Origin of the sequence: Mycobacterium sp. 1164966.3 (assembly GCF_001665395.1) — a bacterium.
Lineage (GTDB): Bacteria > Actinomycetota > Actinomycetes > Mycobacteriales > Mycobacteriaceae > Mycobacterium.
Genome location: NZ_LZSG01000005.1, coordinates 179,311 through 197,399 on the forward strand (window position 1 = coordinate 179,311; position 18,089 = coordinate 197,399).

At 65.9% G+C, this 18,089-nt stretch carries 19 protein-coding genes and 1 pseudogene; 5 read left to right on the forward strand and 15 right to left on the reverse strand.

Annotation, left to right across the window (positions count from 1 at the left end; all coding sequences use genetic code 11):
• Positions 1 to 307: 307 nt before the first annotated feature.
• Positions 308 to 1,945: a fatty-acid--CoA ligase FadD5 gene (gene fadD5, locus A9W99_RS02790; protein ID WP_067372998.1), complete on the reverse strand. Its 1,638-nt coding sequence runs from the start codon at positions 1,943 to 1,945 to the stop codon at positions 308 to 310.
• A 138-nt stretch (positions 1,946 to 2,083) separates the two neighbouring features.
• On the opposite strand from fadD5, the gene A9W99_RS02795 reads away from it, so the two are divergent.
• On the forward strand, positions 2,084 to 2,776 hold the full coding sequence (locus tag A9W99_RS02795) for a GntR family transcriptional regulator (protein ID WP_067373002.1): 693 nt from the start codon (positions 2,084 to 2,086) through the stop codon (positions 2,774 to 2,776).
• Positions 2,777 to 2,881: 105 nt separating this feature from the next.
• Here A9W99_RS02795 and A9W99_RS02800 read toward each other — a convergent pair whose 3' ends face one another.
• Positions 2,882 to 3,319 (reverse strand): SRPBCC family protein, encoded by a 438-nt coding sequence (locus A9W99_RS02800; protein WP_067373005.1) that lies wholly within the window; start codon positions 3,317 to 3,319, stop codon positions 2,882 to 2,884.
• Between the two features lie 51 nt (positions 3,320 to 3,370).
• A complete protein-coding gene (locus A9W99_RS02805; protein ID WP_067373008.1) occupies positions 3,371 to 3,865 on the reverse strand; it encodes a thioesterase family protein in 495 nt (164 codons plus the stop codon).
• 14 nt (positions 3,866 to 3,879) lie between these two features.
• Here A9W99_RS02805 and A9W99_RS02810 point away from each other — a divergent pair, with 14 nt between their 5' ends.
• Complete coding sequence (locus tag A9W99_RS02810) at positions 3,880 to 4,986, forward strand: alcohol dehydrogenase catalytic domain-containing protein (RefSeq protein ID WP_067373011.1); 1,107 nt, start codon at positions 3,880 to 3,882, stop codon at positions 4,984 to 4,986.
• A gap of 86 nt (positions 4,987 to 5,072) precedes the next feature.
• On the opposite strand, the gene A9W99_RS02815 is transcribed toward A9W99_RS02810, so the two are convergent.
• A complete protein-coding gene (locus A9W99_RS02815; RefSeq protein ID WP_067373014.1) occupies positions 5,073 to 6,320 on the reverse strand; it encodes an HNH endonuclease signature motif containing protein in 1,248 nt (415 codons plus the stop codon).
• 9 nt (positions 6,321 to 6,329) lie between these two features.
• Between A9W99_RS02815 and A9W99_RS26395 the strand changes: the two genes are divergently transcribed.
• Complete coding sequence (locus A9W99_RS26395; protein WP_156622913.1) at positions 6,330 to 6,557, forward strand: hypothetical protein; 228 nt, start codon at positions 6,330 to 6,332, stop codon at positions 6,555 to 6,557.
• A gap of 88 nt (positions 6,558 to 6,645) precedes the next feature.
• Here the strand turns inward: A9W99_RS26395 and A9W99_RS02820 are convergent, their stop codons facing one another.
• The 8 genes and pseudogenes from A9W99_RS02820 to A9W99_RS02855 form a co-directional block, all read right to left on the reverse strand.
• Entirely contained in the window at positions 6,646 to 7,371 is a 726-nt protein-coding gene (locus A9W99_RS02820) for an SDR family NAD(P)-dependent oxidoreductase (protein ID WP_067373017.1), read from the reverse strand.
• Between the two features lie 2 nt (positions 7,372 to 7,373).
• Positions 7,374 to 7,766, reverse strand: coding sequence for a nuclear transport factor 2 family protein (locus A9W99_RS02825; RefSeq protein WP_067373020.1), 393 nt, complete (start codon positions 7,764 to 7,766; stop codon positions 7,374 to 7,376).
• A complete protein-coding gene (locus A9W99_RS02830) occupies positions 7,763 to 8,524 on the reverse strand; it encodes an HpcH/HpaI aldolase/citrate lyase family protein (RefSeq protein WP_067373023.1) in 762 nt (253 codons plus the stop codon). Before A9W99_RS02830 ends, A9W99_RS02825 begins: the two co-directional genes overlap by 4 nt.
• A gap of 2 nt (positions 8,525 to 8,526) precedes the next feature.
• Complete coding sequence (locus A9W99_RS02835; RefSeq protein WP_067373026.1) at positions 8,527 to 9,495, reverse strand: zinc-binding dehydrogenase; 969 nt, start codon at positions 9,493 to 9,495, stop codon at positions 8,527 to 8,529.
• 1 nt (position 9,496) lies between these two features.
• Complete coding sequence (locus A9W99_RS02840) at positions 9,497 to 10,672, reverse strand: cytochrome P450 (protein WP_067373029.1); 1,176 nt, start codon at positions 10,670 to 10,672, stop codon at positions 9,497 to 9,499.
• Between the two features lie 44 nt (positions 10,673 to 10,716).
• Positions 10,717 to 11,421 carry an NIPSNAP family protein gene (locus A9W99_RS02845; protein WP_067373032.1) on the reverse strand — a complete coding sequence of 235 codons (705 nt, stop codon included), beginning with the start codon at positions 11,419 to 11,421 and terminating at the stop codon, positions 10,717 to 10,719.
• A 4-nt stretch (positions 11,422 to 11,425) separates the two neighbouring features.
• The gene (locus A9W99_RS02850) at positions 11,426 to 11,998 is read right to left on the reverse strand and encodes a hypothetical protein (RefSeq protein ID WP_067373036.1); all 573 of its coding nucleotides are present in this window, start codon (positions 11,996 to 11,998) and stop codon (positions 11,426 to 11,428) included.
• Between the two features lie 166 nt (positions 11,999 to 12,164).
• Positions 12,165 to 13,334 (reverse strand): annotated as a pseudogene (locus A9W99_RS02855) (CaiB/BaiF CoA transferase family protein).
• Between the two features lie 91 nt (positions 13,335 to 13,425).
• Between A9W99_RS02855 and A9W99_RS02860 the strand changes: the two are divergent.
• The gene (locus A9W99_RS02860) at positions 13,426 to 14,100 is read left to right on the forward strand and encodes a DUF427 domain-containing protein (RefSeq protein WP_067373039.1); all 675 of its coding nucleotides are present in this window, start codon (positions 13,426 to 13,428) and stop codon (positions 14,098 to 14,100) included.
• A gap of 64 nt (positions 14,101 to 14,164) precedes the next feature.
• Here A9W99_RS02860 and A9W99_RS02865 read toward each other — a convergent pair whose 3' ends face one another.
• From A9W99_RS02865 to A9W99_RS02875, 3 genes are read right to left on the reverse strand one after another with little or no spacing between them, the layout of a single operon-like run.
• On the reverse strand, positions 14,165 to 15,310 hold the full coding sequence (locus A9W99_RS02865; RefSeq protein ID WP_067373042.1) for an acyl-CoA dehydrogenase family protein: 1,146 nt from the start codon (positions 15,308 to 15,310) through the stop codon (positions 14,165 to 14,167).
• Positions 15,311 to 16,225: an LLM class F420-dependent oxidoreductase gene (locus tag A9W99_RS02870; RefSeq protein WP_067373045.1), complete on the reverse strand. Its 915-nt coding sequence runs from the start codon at positions 16,223 to 16,225 to the stop codon at positions 15,311 to 15,313.
• A gap of 15 nt (positions 16,226 to 16,240) precedes the next feature.
• Positions 16,241 to 17,131 carry an acyl-CoA thioesterase II gene (locus A9W99_RS02875; RefSeq protein WP_067373048.1) on the reverse strand — a complete coding sequence of 297 codons (891 nt, stop codon included), beginning with the start codon at positions 17,129 to 17,131 and terminating at the stop codon, positions 16,241 to 16,243.
• Positions 17,132 to 17,259: 128 nt separating this feature from the next.
• Between A9W99_RS02875 and A9W99_RS02880 the strand changes: the two genes are divergently transcribed.
• Positions 17,260 to 18,081, forward strand: coding sequence for an SMP-30/gluconolactonase/LRE family protein (locus tag A9W99_RS02880; protein WP_067373051.1), 822 nt, complete (start codon positions 17,260 to 17,262; stop codon positions 18,079 to 18,081).
• The last annotated feature ends 8 nt before the right edge of the window (positions 18,082 to 18,089 follow it).

Consider the following 18,089-nt stretch of genomic DNA (forward strand, 5'->3'; position numbering starts at 1 on the left):
CGCGCCGACGTCGACGTCACAGGTGCCCCCTCACGCCGGCGTACCCCAAGTTCCGCGGCGCCGCGGCGGATCCTGTCGCACGCCTCCTCCTTGCCCCAACCCCTCGGCGTTGGTGGCGGCCCGCTGCGCCCGGCTGCGCCGCGCTGGCGAACGCCACTCCGTGTGTGACCCTCGGCTCCCTACCCGCAGGTAGTAACGGAGACCACAGGAATGTACCCGATGGCCGTCCAGGTGTGAACCGGATACGCACAATTAACCCTTCGTCAACAGTGGGCAAACGTTACAGAATGCTTCGACTTCCCTTTCGCTATGTTGAATCCCTTGGCGCAGAATGACTTTCGGACTTATCCTGGGCGCCGTAGCGCACCCGCAGCTCAGTTTTGAGGACCTTCCCGGCGGGATTGCGGGGCAGCCGGTCGACGATCTCGAGCGCTTTCGGGTGCTTGTACCGCGCGAGCCTTTCGGTCAGGAACTCACCAAGCTCTTCGAGTCGCAGACCCTCATCCGTTACCGCCGCGACCGCGATGGGCACTTCACCCCACTTCTCGTGAGCGCGGCCGATGACGGCGACTTCGACGATGCGGGGATGGCTTGCGAGAACGTTCTCGACCTCGGCGCAGTAGATGTTCTCGCCGCCGGAGATGATCATGTCCTTCTTACGATCCACGACCCAGACGTAGCCGTCTTCGTCCATCCGGACCAGGTCGCCGGAATGGAACCAGCCACCGGCGAACGCTTCTGCCGTCGCCTCCGGGTTGTTCCAGTAGCCGCTCATCATCGTCGGTGCGCGGTAGACGATTTCACCGACTTCGCCGACGGGCACGTCGTTCATGTTTTCGTCGACCACCCGGGCGGCGACCGTCGGGATCACCTTTCCGACCGATCCCCGCTTACGAATTGCGTCATCGCCCAGCAGCATGCAGGTGACCGGCGACATCTCGGTCTGACCGAATGCGGCCAGAATTTGAGTCCCAGGGAAGATCGCCGACATTTCGTGCAGCAATGCATCCGGCGCCGGAGCGGCTCCCCATGACATCACTCGCAGCTTCAAGTCGCGGGGCCTTGCCTTCTGCTCGGCGCAGACCGCCTGCCACTGTGCGGGCACCAGGAAGATGCCGGTGACCTTTTCCGCCGCGAGCACGTCGAGCAACTGCCCCGGCTCGAACGCGCCGAGAGGATAGATCACCGTGGGGACCCCCAGCAGCATGCCGGTGAGCATGTTGCCGACGCCCGCGATGTGGAACAACGGGACACCGATGAAGCCGACATCGTTGTTGAGGTCCACGCCGCTGGTGTAGAGCGTGGTCATGGTCTGGCCGGCCAGATTCGTATGCGTCAGCACGGCGCCCTTCGGACGGCCGGTGGTGCCCGAGGTGTACATGATCAGCGCCGGCGAATCGTTCGGTATGTCGACCGGTTGGTGCGCGTCGCCGGTCTCGTTGACCAGGTCCTCGTAGCCCGACACCGCATCGTCGGTAGCGGCACCGGCGACGACGATTGCGTTCAGCAGCGGCTCGAGGTCTCGAACCGCGGTCGCCACTGGGGCCAGCACGGCTTCGGTGATCATCACCCGCGCTTCGCAGTCCTGGACCAGGAAGGCGATTTCGGCCGGAGTGAGCCGGAAGTTCAGCGGGACCGCGATTGCCCCGAGCATGTTGGCGGCCAGTACCGATTCCATGAACTCGGTGCGGTTGAGCATCAGGATCATGACCCGGTCGCCGAAGCCGACCCCTCGGCGGCTCAACGCATCGGCCAGCGCCGCGACCCGCTGCCGCAGCTGCGCCCACGTCACCGTGCGGCCCAGAAATCTCAGTGCCGTCGCGTTCGGCTGCATCATGGCGTGCCGCTCGAGCTGGTTGACCCAATTTTGGCGACGGGCCAGGTAGGGCTGTTCTTGAGCGCGCTTGTCAGCCTCCGTGAGATGGCTGGCCAGTTGCGCGGTCACTCGTTTACTCCCCTTCACTCCAGCACCGCTTGCGACGGCTTGATATTTGATAAAACTTAGTGTTGTCTGGGTCACACTAATGGCGCTGGTACCCCCAAGACAAGACCCGATGAGACCCTGAAAGTCCTGGCAGCCGATGTGAACGCCCCGATCTCAGCGCGGCCGCGTAGCCGGCGGCAACTGCGCCGCGCACAGTTGTCCGATGAGGTCGCGGGCCACTTACGGGCGGCGATCATGTCCGGAAAGCTGCGCCCGGGGACATACATCCGCCTCGATGAGACCGCCGCCGAACTGGGCGTGAGCATTACCCCGGTCCGCGAGGCGCTGCTGAAACTCCGCGGCGAAGGCATGGTGCAGCTGGAGCCGCACCGCGGTCACGTGGTGGTGCCACTGACCCGGCAGGACCTCGATGACATTTTCTGGTTGCAGGCCACCATTGCCCGGGAACTGGCCGCGGCGGCGACCGACCACATTACCGACGTCGAGATCAACGAGCTGGACCGGATGAACGATGCGCTGGCCGGCGCGGTCAGCGCGGGCGACGCCGACACCATCGCGGCGATGGAGTTCGCCTTCCACCGCGTCTTCAACCAGGCCAGCGGCCGCATCAAGTTGGCCTGGTTCCTGCTGAACGCCGCGCGCTACATGCCGGTGCTGGTGTATGCCTCTGATCCGGAATGGGGGACCGCGGCGGTCGACAACCACCGGCAATTGATTGCCGCATTACGCCGGCGCGACACTGCCGCGGTAATCGAGCACACGGTTTGGCAGTTCACCGACGGTGCGCGCCGGCTGAAGGAGACGCTGGAGCGCGAGGGAATCTTCGGCTAGTGGTGATCGCGAGCGCGGCGAAGCCGGGCGAAGCGGGTCGCCACCATCGATCAAGTGGCGATCGCGAGCGCGGCGAAGCCGGGCGAAGCCGGTCGCCACCATCGATCAAGCCCCGAGCTGCTCGGCGCGCTTCTTGAGGTTTTCGGCTAGGGCGTCGAGCACGTTGTTGAGGAGCATCTTCACCATCGGCGCGGGCACCGGCATGCTTGGCTCTACGTCCAGGTCCACCGTCAGCAAGGATTTGTTCCCCACCGGCACCACACTGAACAGTTGCTCTTGCTTCGCGAACAGGTCACCCTGCTGCATCACGGTCTGGATCTGGTTGGGCCCAGGGTAGTAGACGGCTTGAATATAGGTACCCGGCGTGCCTTGCACCTCGGTGTCCAGTCGTAATTGACTGGGACGCCCGTCGTCGTAGCGGGCGAGCACCCAAGCGCCTTTGACCGCTTCGTTCCACTGCGGGTATGCCTCGAAGTCGGCCACGATCGCCATGATCAGCTCCGCGTCGGCGTCGACCTCGCTGGTCTTGCTCAAAACAGGCATTGGCGAAGCATATCCGGGTGCCCGGCAGCATCTCCGCGCTGACTTATCGGTCTATTGCGGTACGCAGGCGGAGGCCAACAGCGATCGGATGGCCTCGGGTATCGGGACCGGCTTGCGGGTGGACCGATCGACATAGACGTGCACCCAATGCCCGAGCGCGGTGATCGGCTGGGCCTCGTCATGGGCCTTGTCCGTACGTGCGTGCCGGAACACCCCGAGCCGGTAGGTGACGCTGCTGCGTCCCAACCGGGTCACCGCGAGTCCCACTGCGAGGCCCTGCGGGAAGTGGAGCTCGGAAAAATAGCGGCAGCCGGACTCGGCGACGATGCCCAGCGCAGGCGTGGTGAGTGGGTCAAGACCGGTACTTGTATTGATCCAGCCGTTGATCGCGGTGTCGAAAAGCTGGTAGTAGACGGCATTGTTGAGGTGACCGAACATGTCGTTGTCGGCCCACCGCGTTCCCACCGGCCACAGCACCGGGAAGTCTTTGCTGGTCAGCGTGTCCGGAGAGGCTGTGACCGGCGGGACGCCCGGGGGTGTGCTCATGGTTGTATTCCAGCATGCTTCACATTCGGGGCGCGGTCCTGGAACGGATCGGTTCCCCCCGGCCGTATGCCGATTCCCGGCCGATCAGCGTCGGCGATCTCGAGCTCGACGTTCCGCATACGGATGAGGTGCTGGTCCGTATCGAAGCCGCCGGCGTTTGTCACTCCGATTTGTCCGTAGTCGACGGCAACCGCGTGCGGCCGGTGCCGATGCTCCTCGGCCACGAAGCGGCCGGCATCGTCGAAGCCGTCGGGCCAGGCGTCACCGACATCGCGGCCGGTCAACGGGTGGTGCTGGTGTTCTTACCGCGTTGCGGCCGCTGCGCAGCGTGCGCAACCGATGGCCTGACGCCATGCGAAGCGGGCAGTGCCGCCAACACCGCGGGGACGCTGCTGGGCGGCGGTATCCGGCTGGCCCGGGCGGATCGCCCTGTCTACCACCATTTGGGTGTTTCGGGTTTCGCGACGCATGCGGTCGTCAACCGGGCGAGCGTGGTCGCGGTGCCGCCCGACGTGCCGCCCGAGGTCGCGGCACTGCTCGGCTGCGCGGTGCTGACCGGGGGCGGCGCTGTGCTCAACGTGGGCCATCCCCGGCCGGGCCAGGCGGTGGCCGTCGTCGGCCTCGGCGGTGTCGGAATGGCCGCAGTGCTCACCGCTTTGACCTACGACGACGTTCGGGTGGTCGCCGTCGACCAATTGCCCGAAAAGCTCTCGGCGGCAAGGCGATTGGGAGCGCATGAGACTTACACTCCACAGCAGGCCGCCGAGGGGAGCGTCAAGGCCGACGTCGTGGTCGAGGCGGTCGGGCACCCCGGCGCGCTGGAGTCCGCGATCGGGCTCACCGCCCCCGGTGGTCGCACCGTCACCGTGGGCCTGCCGCCGCCGACGGCCCGAATCAGCGTGTCGCCGTTGGGTTTTGTCGCCGAGGGCCGATCGCTGATCGGCAGCTATCTCGGCTCCGCGGTGCCGAGTCGCGATATCCCACGGTTCGTCGCGTTGTGGCAGGCGGGCCGGTTGCCGGTGGAGGCGCTGGTGTCGTCGACCATTCGGCTCGACGATATCAACGAGGCGATGGATCATCTGGCCGACGGCACGGCGGTCCGACAGTTGATCACTTTCTGACGCGGCAGTCAGCCGGGTATTGAACGAATTGCGTGCTGCCTCAACAGGTTTGGGCTGCCCGAGCATCGTGCCGGTAGTGATTCGGCCTAGTTGGTTGCCGGTGGGGGTGGCTGGAATGGGTCGTACCACCACCAGTCGGCGCGCTCGCCGATGGGTCCGGGGCACGGTGGGACCGCCGGCGGTGGGCCAGTGGGTGGGCGGGCCAGCGAGGCGGCGCTCAGGGTTCGTCCGTCGCTGTCGGTGACGATGAGATCGTCGGCGGGTCCGCTGATGGTGATCAGGCCGCGATGGTGCAGCCGATGATGATACGGGCACACCAAGATTAGGTTTTCCAGCTCGGTGGGCCCACCGTCTTCCCAATGCCGGATGTGGTGGGCGTGCAGTCCCCGGGTGGCCCCACAGCCCGGCACCGCACACGTGGGATGACGGTGCTGCAGGGCGCGGCGCAGCCGCCGATTGATCAGACGGGTGGTGCGCCCGGCGCCGATCACGTGCCCGTCACGCTCGAACCACACCTCGGCGATGGCATCACAGCCCAAGTATTGGCGGTCGGCGTCGGTGAGCAGCGGACCCAGATGCAGACCCGCCAGGCGCTCTTTGACATCCAGATGCACCACCACGGTGGTGTGCTGGCCGTGCGGGCGGCGGGCCGCCTCGGCGTCCCACCCCGCCTCGACCAGCCGCATAAACGCATCCGCAGTAGTGGGCAACGGGACGGCATGATCGGAGCCGCGCCCACCGGTGTCGTGCTCGCGCTTCCACTGCGCGACCAGCGCATCCCGATGCGAGCCCAGTGCCGCGTCGAACTTCGCAGCATCCACCGGCGGAAGGGTGATCTTCCACGACGTGGACTGCTCCTCGCAGATCCTGGTGATCGAACGCTCCGGCTCTTCGGGCCGAGGTTCGGGTTCGGGTCGCGGCGCCAACTTGAGCGCGGTGCGCAACTGGCCGACCGTGGCCACCGCGGCCAGCGCGGCATAATGCTCATCAGAGCCCTGCGCGGCCCGCGCCGCGATCACCCCGACCTGATCCAACGACAGCCGACCCTCGCTCATGCCCGCCGCGCAGCGCGGAAACTCCTCGCGCCGGCGCGCCACCGTGGTGATCGTGTGGGCATTTCCCGAGGACACCCCCAGCTTCCAGGCCACCAACGCCGGCACCGACCGCGCACCCGTAATCCCGCACAGCTGGTCGCGATCGAGCTCGGCGACGATCTGCACGATGCGCCCATCAATCGCATTACGCTGACCGGCCAACTCCGCCAACTCCTCAAACAACGCCTCAAGGCGATCGGCGGGGCTCACCGACGCGGCAGGCGATGCGGCCAAAGACATACCCGCATCATGACAGCCACCTACGACAAAACCCGGCGGCCCGATCCCCGCTCTGAACTGGTGCACGCATCCCCTTGCGGCAGAACAACAGCACTCAAAGGAAAACAACAGCTCAATCCGCTGCAGGGCCGAGCAGACGGAAACTCGCCCTATTTGCAGTCAAATTGGGTGATTTGCGCCTGCTCGCCGGCGAGCGAGTTCCAGACACTGCCGATGGTCGGTATCGAGATTTCATAGTGCGAATCCGCGCGCGTGGCAATAAATTACCGCGGGACGAAGGTACTGCGCAGCTCCGGGTAGAGCCGATCGACGCCTTCCAATTCCATCAGCGGATCTGCAGGCATTGTCCGCCGTCGACGACGAGTTCGGAACCGGTGATGAACGACGCTTCCGGCGAGACCAAAAACGCTACCGCGTCGGCAATCTCGGTGGGACGGCCGAGCCGTCCCAAGGTCGATGACCTGACCAGCCGCTGCTGGGTTGCGTCATCGAGCATCGGGGTGGCGACCGGCCCCGGGAATACGGCGTTGACGCGGATTCCGAAGGGCGCCAGCTCGGCCGCGGCGGTCTGGGTCAGTCCCCGCAATGCCCATTTCGACGAGCCGTAGGCGCAGTGCTGCGGAAAGGGGCGGATCGCCCCGGTACTGCAGATGTTCACGATGGCAGCGTCTTCCGCCTCACGCAGATGATCGAGCGCGGCATGCATGCCGAGGAAGGCGCCCAGACAGTTGACTCGCCAAGCGTTTTCGAAGTCCGCGACGGTCTCGTCGGCCAACGATGCGCGGTGTAACACCCCGGCATTGTTGACCAGCGTGGTCAGCGATCCGAATCGGTCGATGACGGTTTCGACGGCCGCCTCCCACTGTTGTGGCGAAGTCACGTCGAGTCCGATTCCGATCACGTCGCCGGTGCCCAACCCGTCCACCGCGGCAGAAAGCTCGTTTGAGCGCCGGTCGCAGGCGGCCACGCAATAGCCTTGCGCCTCAAGCCGTTCGATGATCGCCCAGCCTTGACCTCCGGCCGCTCCGGTCACCAATGCCACACGTGTCATGGTCACGGAACCTCGGGGGTGTCGGACAGGCCGTGGATGGTGACGAACCGGCATCGCCGCCGACGGAAGCGCCAGTAGCCGCCATCACGCACCAATTCGTCGTCGTACAGAGCTGGCCGAAGCTGCAGGCTGCCGGCCCGGACGAACAGCACCTGGGATCGAGCCGTCGCGGTATCGCCGTCGACATCGATCCGCGAGACTCCGGTCAGATGCAGCCCGTGAGGCGCCTCCCGGAACATGCCGCCGATACCCTGGCGCCCCGCGAAAGACTTCCCGTAGACCAGGAATTCGGAATCCTCGGCGAACAGTTCCACACACTGGTCGATGTCACCGGCGTCGAGTGAGAGCGCGTAGCGGGCAATTAGCTCGCGAATCGCAGCCTGGTCACCATTCATTGCGCGGTCGCCTCACGAAGGTAATCCGCTGCACCGCGCCGCAGCGCTTGTGATTCAGCGGCTAGGGTGACCATTCGAAAACCCAACTGGCACATGGCACGTCCGGCCTTGCCCTCGCCGGCATGGACACCGGTGACCAGGCCGGCTGCCGTGGCGGTGCGATGGATGCGCACTATCGCATCCAGGACTTCTGGCTTTCTGGTCGCCCCGACGGCGTCGAAACCCATCGAGATGGCCAAATCGGCGGGGCCGACATAGATTCCGGCCAGGCCTTCGACGGCGCAGATTCGATCCAGGTCGGAGAGCGCGGCGCCCGTTTCGATCATCGCGAATACGCTCACTCGAGATGCGAGGGCGGCGGCGTCGTAGCCCATGCTGGCGCGCAGCGGCCCAAAGCTGCGGATGCCCGACGGCGGATAACGGGTGGCGGCCACCGCCGCCGCCGCCTGCTCGGCAGACTCGATCATCGCGATGACGACGGCGTCGGCACCGGCGTCCAGCACCCGCCCGATCGGCGCCGGGGCGGCGTCGGGTAGTCGCACCACGGTGCCGATGGGCACATGTTCGATGTGGCGGAGCATCACGGCGATGCCCGCGTCGTCGAGGTACCCGTGCTGGGCGTCGAGACCGACGTAATCGTAACCGGCGCGAGCGAATTCGTCGGGGCCGATCATCGTCGGCCCGGTGATCCATCCACCAAAGAGCGGCGTTCCGCGGCTCAGCGCCCGCTGCAGGTTGCTGGTGAGGTTCTCGACCATGTTCAGTCCGCGATCGCGATCTTGACGCGCTCGGGAACGGGTCGGCAGGCCAGCTCGAACGCGGACTGCACCTCGTCGACACCGAACGTGTGCGTCAGATATGCGCCGAGTAGCGCCGGATGCTCCGCGACGAACTTCCCGGCCGTTTCCAGCATCCGCCGTCTGTCAAGTGTCACACCGGATTTCAGCGTCAGATTGTTGCGCAGCATGGTGCGCATGTTAATCGGGTAGGAATCGTCGTCGGCAACGCCGAAATAGAAAACCGTGCCGGCCGGCGCCGCCGCGGCGATGGCGTGATCCAGGGTAGCAACCTGGTGACCGACGGCTTCGATGACGATGTCCGCGCGGTCGCCGGGCGCCAGCTGGCTCACCCAGCGGTCGCTGGTAGCGCGGACCGCCTCGTCGACTCCGAATGCGCTGGACAGCTTTTCGCGATCGAGTGGATCGACTCCGGTGACACGCCTGGCCCCGGCCGCTTTGGCGACATAGGAGAACAGCAACCCGAGCGAACCTTGCCCGATCACCGCCACATGGCGGTCGGCAAGGTCCGGCAGCTGCTCACACGCATAGAGGACGCACGCCAGCGGTTGCAGCCCGACCGCCTGTGCCGGGGTTAGCGACGGATCGTAAGGCGCCAGCCCGTCGCCGTCGCTGATCACCCGCTCCATCAGGCCGTCGAATCCCGATGCCCAGCCCACTACCCGGTCGCCCGCGCGGTGTTGCGGGTGCCGGCTCGCGATTACCTCGCCGGCCACTTCGTGGACTGAGAAACCGTCCTTCTCCGCCGCGCTGCGGCCGTCATCTCCCGGAAGCCGGCCCCGCGCGCCGCGAAACGCGGGCAGATCGCTACCACACACGCCGGCCGCCAAGAACCGCAGTAGCACTTGACCATCGGCCAGCGATTCGGGGGTCTTGTCGGCGATCTGCGTCCGCTCGAAGAGATAGGGGGCGACGATCCGGTAAGACCACACGTCACACCGCCACCGGGATATTGTTCCAGCCCCATTGAAAACTGGAGGGCAGCCGAGTGGCCTGCTCGCTGTGTATCGCGAAGTCCGGAACCCGACGCAGCCATTCCTGTAGCAGCACAGCAACTTCCAGCCGGGCCAAGTGATAGCCGATGCAGAAGTGCTGGCCGCGGCCGAATGCCAGGGAGCGACGAATGGGCCGGTTCCAGACGAACTCGTCGGGTTCGGGATATTCCCGCTCATCACGGTTGGCCGAGGCCAGCAACGTGATCACGCGCTGACCCGGCTCGATGGTCTGATCGTGAATTGTGAAGGGCTTGCGTGCCGTTCGGGCGAACCATTGCGCGGGCGCACAGTAGCGGATCATCTCTTCGCGTGCGACGGGCACATTGGCCGCTGGGTTCGCGCGCACCGCGGCCAACTGTTCGGGCCGCCGGCTCAGCTCCCACAATCCATGGGCGACGATCTTGGGCACCGTTTCCGTCCCGCCGATGAAGATGCACAGCATCTGGGTGGCGATCTCGACGTCATCGAGGTCGCTGCCGTCGGGCAGCCGATAGCCCAGCAGCCCGTCGACAATAGGCAGCGCGTCGTCGGATTGGCGAGCGCGGCGCCGCTGGACCACGGGTACCAGGAATTCCAGATAGTTGGGCCGCGATTGCGCGGTGTCGACACCGACGCCGGGTTCGGCGAGGCTTCCGGCGTTGACGGCAGCCAGCACTTCCGGTGCGAGATCGGTTGGTATGCCGAGGAGTTCGCATACGATCGAGGCCACCACGACACCGCCGTAGTCCTGGGTCAAGTCGAATGAGCCTTGCGGCAACAGCACATCGAGTCGCTGGTTGGCCAACTCGCGAATTCTGGCCTCCAGCCCGGCCACCGGCCGCGGCCGCAACGGCTGCGAATGTGCGCGGCGGATCTGTCCGTACAGATCGGCGTCGAACACCGCGTGGAACGGCAGCGGATGCAGCGGCGGGTCGTCGACCGGCCCGGTGTTGTGGTTGGCCAGCACCGACGCGGCCGGCAAGGTCCCTTCGGACGCAACGAATGTGCCGTCGTTCACCTCCAGCACCCGCCAGATGTCGTCGAATCGCGAGAGGGCAAAAGTGTCCCACTGCGGCAGGTAATACGCCGGATGCTGGTCACGCAGAATCCGGTAGTAGGGCAACGGATTTGCCATTACTTCTGCGTCGAAAGGGTCGTACCGGAAGCCCGACGGACTATTCACTGCAGTGGTGATGGTGGCAGGGCCTGCAGAATCGAGTCCTCCCAGCCGTCGCGCAGGGCCGGTGCCACGCTCATCCAGGTGACGATCTCGGCGGGCGGGTTGTGCTTCCAGGACGGGTAGTGCTGCTCGAAACACTCCCAGCCGCCGTCCAGAGCCCAGTAGTGGATGACCTCGTTGTAGCGGAACGTGGTGGTGAATGAGCCCAGCCATCGTTTGCCGGTGCGCTCCGACCATGGGACATAGAGGCGCTCCAGCTCGCGGATGTAGTCATCCTGACGGCCCGGCTTGGTCTGCATGATCTCTTGAATCACAAGCGGCGCAGTGAAGTTCGCCTCGCGCAGCTGAGCCAGCGTTTTGTTGCTCGGCCCGGGGTACATGATGCGGCCCTCCCCCGACGCGCCGATGTCAGCCAGAAACGTCGACCACTTCCCGGCCGCGACCTCATGGCTGCCGCCGCGTGCCTGGGCGGCGCCGATCCGCGCGTAGTCGGCGAACCCGTCGATCTCCCAGATGATCGTCGCCTGCGGCCAGTGTCCGTTGTAGGGAGTGCATTCCCACATTGCGAACAGTCGCGCGCCGAGCTCGTCCATCATCGGCAGATAGATGTCTGCGAAAAGCTCGGTAAAGCGGTCACTTCGACCGGAACCCAGCGCGATCGTCTCGTGCAGGTACAGCAGCGTGTGACGGTAGTACTTCTTCATATTGCTAGCCAAGCCGGATCAGCTCCGATTCGACCGGTGGGCAACTAGCCGCGTCACGCAACAGTGCCTCGGTGGAATCGACTGCGTCGCAGCTAATCCCAGCTGCGGCAAGCGCGTGGCCCTTGAACATCCGCGCCGCGCCGCTGAGCACGTGCTGCACTCTGGTCACCCCCCGATTCACTTCGGGCGGCCAACCGTCACCCCATAGGGCGACGTCCGTAGACCGGTGATTCAGCGCCTTGAGGACGCGGGCCTGAACGGTCGTATCCGCGGTGAACGCCTCGGCGCTGACCGCCAGGCTCTGTCCCACCGAGCGGGTGAACCACGACTCCAGATCCACCGCCGCTACCCCGAGAATCCGCAGGGGCCGGACGTCTGAGCCCTGTGGCAACAGCACGGTCACCTCCCAACCGGCCGTCACCCGGTCGTACATCCAGCCGCCCGCCGCGCACACCGCGTCGCGCGTGCTGGCGGCCACCACGTCGAGTCGGTATCGCAGGCTCTCTGCATCCGCACGAGGTCGCCTCGCTGCACCTCGTCTGCGGTAGTCGCTGATGTCGAAAGTTCCGGTGACCATCCATCCATTCCTCACCATTCCCATTGCCACGGATCGTGGTGCCTACGGCGTGGCCTGGGCGCTTGTCATGGGCTGTCGCCGCCTCACCGCCCGGTCCGCCGGGGTGACGCGGCTCACCGGACAGCGTGACACTTCAAGGCGATTTTGTAAAGGTCCGCGCGATGCGTCAGGCCTTGTGGCGCGCCCGGAGTTCGGCGAGCACTTCGTCGGTGTGCTGCCCGAGTTGCGGTGCGGCAGAACGTGGCGCCCACGGTGTGCCATGGAAATCCGCCGGGGTGGCGACCATCGGAATATTCGCGTCTCCGTCCGGCACGTCGACGATCCCGCCCGCGGCGTGGAACTGTTCGTCGGCGACGACATCCTCCAGCGCGTTGACCGGCGACCAGAAGAAATCCGGTTAGCTTGCGAAGACCTCCGCCCATTCGTCGAGCGACTTCGTCGCGAAGATTTCATCCAGGGCGGCGACGAGTTGACCCGCGTTGGCGGCCCGGGACCGGGCGTCGCCATATCGCGGATCCGTCAGCCACTCCGGCCGCCCGACGGCGCGGCACAGCGCAGGCCAGTGCCGGTCGACCTCCAGCCCGACGATCCAGAAACGCCGACCGTCGCCCGCGGCGTAGTTGTTCATGCATGGGTTGCCCATCGACTCCCGCTGTCCGATCGCGATCGGTTGACCGGTGAGCAGGTAGGTGTTGAGGTCGAAGCTCACGGTGTAGGCGCCCTGACGGTACAGCGAGGTGGTCACCAGCTGTCCTGCACCGGTGCGCTCGCGGGCCAGCAGCGCCGCACATACGGCGGCGGCCAGGGTCATGCCGGCCGAATGGTCGCCCATGCCGCCACGCTGAAACGGCGGCGTGTCCCCGGGCCGGGTGAGCAGGTGGGCGACGCCCGCGCGCGACCAGAACGCCGCCACGTCGTAGGCCGCGCGGTCGGCGTCGGGCCCGGTTTCGCCGTAGCCGGTGATCAGTCCGTAGACCAGCCGAGAGTTGCGGTCGTGTACCGACTCGTAGTCCAGTCCGAGCCGCTGCAATGCTCCCGGACGCACATTGGTCACGAAAACATCTGCGTCGGAGAGCAATTCGAATGCGGTATCGAGGTCGTCGGCGGTGGTGAGGTCCAGCACGATGCTCCGCTTGGAGCGGTTATCCATCTCGAACGGCGGGTTGACCCCGAGGTCGCAGCCCAGCATCCGGCCGAACAGCCGTCCCGGATCGCCGGTCGGTGGTTCGATCTTGACGACGTCGGCGCCCCAATCAGCCAGGATGCCGCCGGTAGCCGGTCCGGCCACCCACACTCCGAGCTCGACGACTTTGATGCCTTCCACCGGTCCAGCCATCACTTATTCCTACCGGCGAATGTGGGGTTGTGTTACGGCGACCCCGAGATACGCGCACAATGAGTCCACAGTCGGCGAGGAAGAGGTGAGCATGAGTCTGGTTGCCGGACGCGGTCCGCTGAGCAATGATCCCGCCGGACGGTTCGCTCCCCAGGTGCCCGCGGGGCTCATCTATATCGAGCCACATCCGCGGCGGATACAGGCTTTTCGACAAAACCAGCTGGTGATCGACACCGAACACGCGCTGATGGTGCACCGACACGGCCGTCCGCTCAGCTATGTTTTCCCGGTCGACGAAATCGCCGACCTACCAGCCGAGCCCGAACCGGAGGCGCCCGGTTTTGTCCACGTGCCATGGGATTCCGTCGATACCTGGCTGGAGGAAGGCCGCAAACTCGTCCATTACCCGCCGAATCCGTACCACCGGGTGGACTGCCGTCCCACACAGCGCCATCTGCGCGTGGCGGTGGCCGACACCGTGTTGGTGGACACCCACGACACCGTCATCCTTTTCGAAACCGCGCTCGCACCGCGACTTTACGTGGACCCCGCGCATGTTCGCACCGATCTGCTGCAGCGGACGGCTACGACGAGCTACTGCAACTACAAGGGCCCGGCGGCCTACTGGTCCGCGGTCATCAACGACACGGTGGTCGACGACGTCGCTTGGAGTTACCCGGACCCGCTTCCGGAAAGCCTGCCGATCAAGGGATTTCTCAGCTTCGACGAAACCCGCGCCGACGTGCTGGCCGAGCTGCCCGGCTGACTCCGCGAAGTGCAACTGACAACGCATTTCCCGAGTGTCACCCTGGGCAGTTGCACTCTCGCGGCTACTGGTAGCTAGGGCGTCCGAGGCAGAGCTCATGCTGCGCGATCATGTTGCGGAACACTTCGAGTGTGCCGCCGTAGATGCCGGTCGGTAGCGCCAACCGGAAGAGGTATTCCGCCGCACCGTCGCCCACGGCACCCGGAGCATCGGCCGGCAGCGCCGATGCGCTGCCCAAGATGTCCATCAGGTCCGGCGAGACGTCGCGCATCGTCTGGGCGAGCGCGACGCGTCCGAACATGCCCGGAGTGGACAGCGCCGCTTCCATCCGCGCAAAGCTACGGCCGAGTCGGTATCGCACCGAATCATCGCCCGTGTCGGCACGAGCCGCGACCGTGTCCACCGCCTCGGCCATCAGCATCCCGTGCCCGGACATCGCCGAAATATTCTGCAAGCCATGGTCTTCGGGGTCGACGATGCCGTGCTCGGAGTCCAGTGCGGACCGCATCACCGTCCAGCCACCGTTGACGTCGCCAATCCGGTAGAGGTCGTCGACGCGCACGTCGCTGTAGTAGACGATGTTGGTGCGATCGCCGTCCAGCGTGCGGATGCCCTGAATCTCGATGCCCGGGGAATCCAGCGGCACCAGGAACATGGTGAGGTTCTTGTGTTTCGGCCCTTGCGGATCGGTGTTGGTGAGCAGAAACACGTACTTCGCGTTCTGCGCGTTGGAGGTGAACATCTTGGAGCCGTTGATGATCCAGCCGTCGCCGTCCCGCACCGCACGGGTCTTGCAAGTGGCGACATCCGAGCCGCCTTCCGGTTCGGTGTAGCCCAGACAAAGCCGTATCTCCCCGGAGAGTACGCCTGGCAAGACTTGCCTGCTCAGGTCCGGCTTGCCGAACTGCTTTACCAACCGGGCCACGACGGACGTCGTTCCCCAGTGGTACCAAGGCGTGTGAGCCCTGGCGATCTCGAGTTCGAAGATCCGCCGGCGCACGGGGTCGAATCCACTTTCGGATTCGAGCTTCCAGTCCGCAGCCAGGTAACCCGCCTCACCGAGCGCCAAATGCACTCGCTCATCGAAGTTTTCGCCCAGCTCCCGGTCACGCCGGCGTACCTCGTCGGTGACATACTCGGCCAGGAACGCCCGCGTGCTGTCTCGGAAAGCCTGCTCCTCCGCGCTCAGCGCGACCTCTGAGAAATCCATTCACATCACGTCGATGACAAGCGCCCGAAAGCGGTCGATGGTGTCCAGCGCATGGGCCAGACTGTCACCGGGCAAACCGACCTGCACCCAGGTAACACCAACGGCGGCAAGCTTTTCCAGACCACTCAGGTACGCATCGGCATGAAACTCGTCGCCGGCGGGGCTGCCGCCTTCGAAGTTGGTGAAGGTGATGTCGATCGCCGACCAGTCTCGGCCCGCCGCATCGCATCGGCACCGCAAGTCGTCGATGCCCTCGCTCAGACGCTGCACCGAGTCGATGACCGCGGTGCCCGCCGTCTGCGCCAGCTGCGCCGGGGCGGGGAACGGACACCAGCCGTCGCCGTACTGGGCGACTCGCTGGCGAGACGCCGTCGTGTTGCCCCCGACCCATATCGGCGGCTGACTGCTCGGCCGGGGGTGTGCGGTGATACCGCGGGCGCTGAAATGCTTTCCGTCGATAGAAATGTCGTCGCCGGACCAGACCGCCCGGATCACCTGCAGGGCTTCCTCGAAGAGTTCGGCGCGCTCGTCGTAGTTCACGCCCAGCGCCGCGAACTCCCGCTTGAGGTAGCCCACGCCGACGGCGAGGGTGAAACGGTCCCCCGACAACAGGGCCAGCGTCGCACCAGACTTGGCCACCACAAACGGATTTCGGTAAGGCAGCACCACGATATTGGGCACCAGGCGTATCCGCGTCGTCCGCGCGGCGGCGAAACCCAACGCCACGAAAGGATCCAACGCGTCGTGTCCGCCGGCTTCCAGCCAGCGCTGCGACGGTGCGGGGTGGTCGGTGAAGCCGAATCCGTGAAATCCCGCGGCCTCGGCAGCCGCCGCCACAGCGGCAATGCTGTCCCCGCTCAACAACTCCGGGTTGTAGGGATGGCTGTGCATCGGGTGAGTGATCGCGAAATGCATGGTCGTTGCGGGGCGCTAGAAACGGGACCGTGAGTCGATCGCGGTGTCGCTGGTGCGCAGCGGGCGAATCAGCGATTCCTGGGCGAAGGACGCCAACAGCTCGCCCTGCTCGGTGTGCACCGCTCCGCGCACGTAGGACATCCCCGCTCCGACCTGGGTGCTCTCGTGGGTGTACAGCAGCCAGCCGTCCCAGCGCACCGGTTCGTGGAAGGCGACCGAGATCGTCATCGGTGCGGTGGACACGGTCAGGTGCGCCTGACTGGTTCCGATGCCGGGGTGCGCGCGCATGGTCGTGGAGATGCCCAGATGGCCGGTGAAATAGGCGAGGAGAGCCTTGGCCAGATCGTCCCGCTCGGGGACCGGGTCGTAATGCAGCCACGCATAGAGCTCCGGCGGCCCGACCTCATCCGGGCTGTTGACATCGACGACGTCGACCAGCCGCAACTCACGTCCGATCATCGGCATCTCCGCGGGGTTCGCCTCGGCCGGGCCGGCCACATCGGGCCGCGGCAAGTGGTGGCGGATGACGTCGTCGGTCGGGACGTCGGCCAGCACCGTCACGCTCATACAGCGCCGGCCGTTCTGGTGCGCGGCGACGACCGCGGTGGCGGTGGAGCGGCCCTCGGCAACCACGTCGAGGACCAGTTCGACCGGCGGCCCGACCGTGACGGCACGGGAGAAGACCGCGTGCGCCGACCGCACCGATTTGTCCGGAAATCGTTTGGCCACAGCGACAATCGCCTGGGCGAGCACCTGAGTGCCTTCCACCACCTGCCGACCGTCCTGACCCGCGAGGCCGGTGTCGCCGGTGAATCGGTCGGACCCGTCCGCCGCTACGTCGAACAGATCGAGCAGGCCGCCTACCGACCACTGGGCTTGATCAGATTCTGTCGTCAAGACGCTCACCTCTCGCTCCCGGAACTCACGGCTCAGCGTGACACTTTGCGCATTGCTTGTAAAGCTGGGGCACGTGCCGCCCCACGTTGACAGGGATACCGTCAGTGCATGACACTTCTGCAGTGTTTTGTAACGTCATGACCGAGCCCACCGCCCTTGCCCAGGGCTTTTGCTTCGGCGAAGGACCACGGTGGTTCGAGGGACTGCTGTGGTTCTCCGACATGCTGGGCGAGGCCGTACACACCTCGGACATGCGCGGCTCGTTGACCACGCTGCCGCTGCCCGGCCACACGCCGTCGGGCCTCGGTTTTCGGCCGGACGGCTCACTGTTGATCGTGTCGACCGACGACCGCCAGGTCCTGCGCTACGACGGCGAAACCGTGGTCACCGTTGCCGATCTGTCCCACATAACTCCTGCCAACCTCGGCGACATGGTCGTCGACGACGCCGGGCGCGCCTACATCGGGTCGCAGGCGTTCGGGAACGGCCTCATCGTGCGCCTCGATCCCGACGGCAGCACCACCGTCGTCGCCGACGACCTCGACTTTCCCAACGGGATGGTCATCACGCCGGGCCGCACGACGCTGATTGTCGCCGAGTCGATCGCCCGGCAACTGACGGCCTACACCATCGGCGACGACGGCGCGCTGCGCGACCGACGCGTCTTCGCCGACGGCCTCGACGGCCCGCCGGACGGCATCGCGCTCGACGCCGACGGCGGAGTCTGGACGTCGATGACGCTGGCACATCAGTTCGAGCGGATAGTCGAGGGTGGCGCCGTGACGGACCGTATCGACATCGGCGACCGGGTGGCCATCGCCTGCACGCTCGGCGGCCCGGAGCGTCGCACGCTGTTCCTGCTGTCGAGCACCGACGCCTATCCCCAGCGGCTGGCCGGCACCCGCCTGTCCCGCCTCGACGCCGTCACGGTCGCCACGCCCGGTGCCGGTCTGCCCTGAAAAACTTT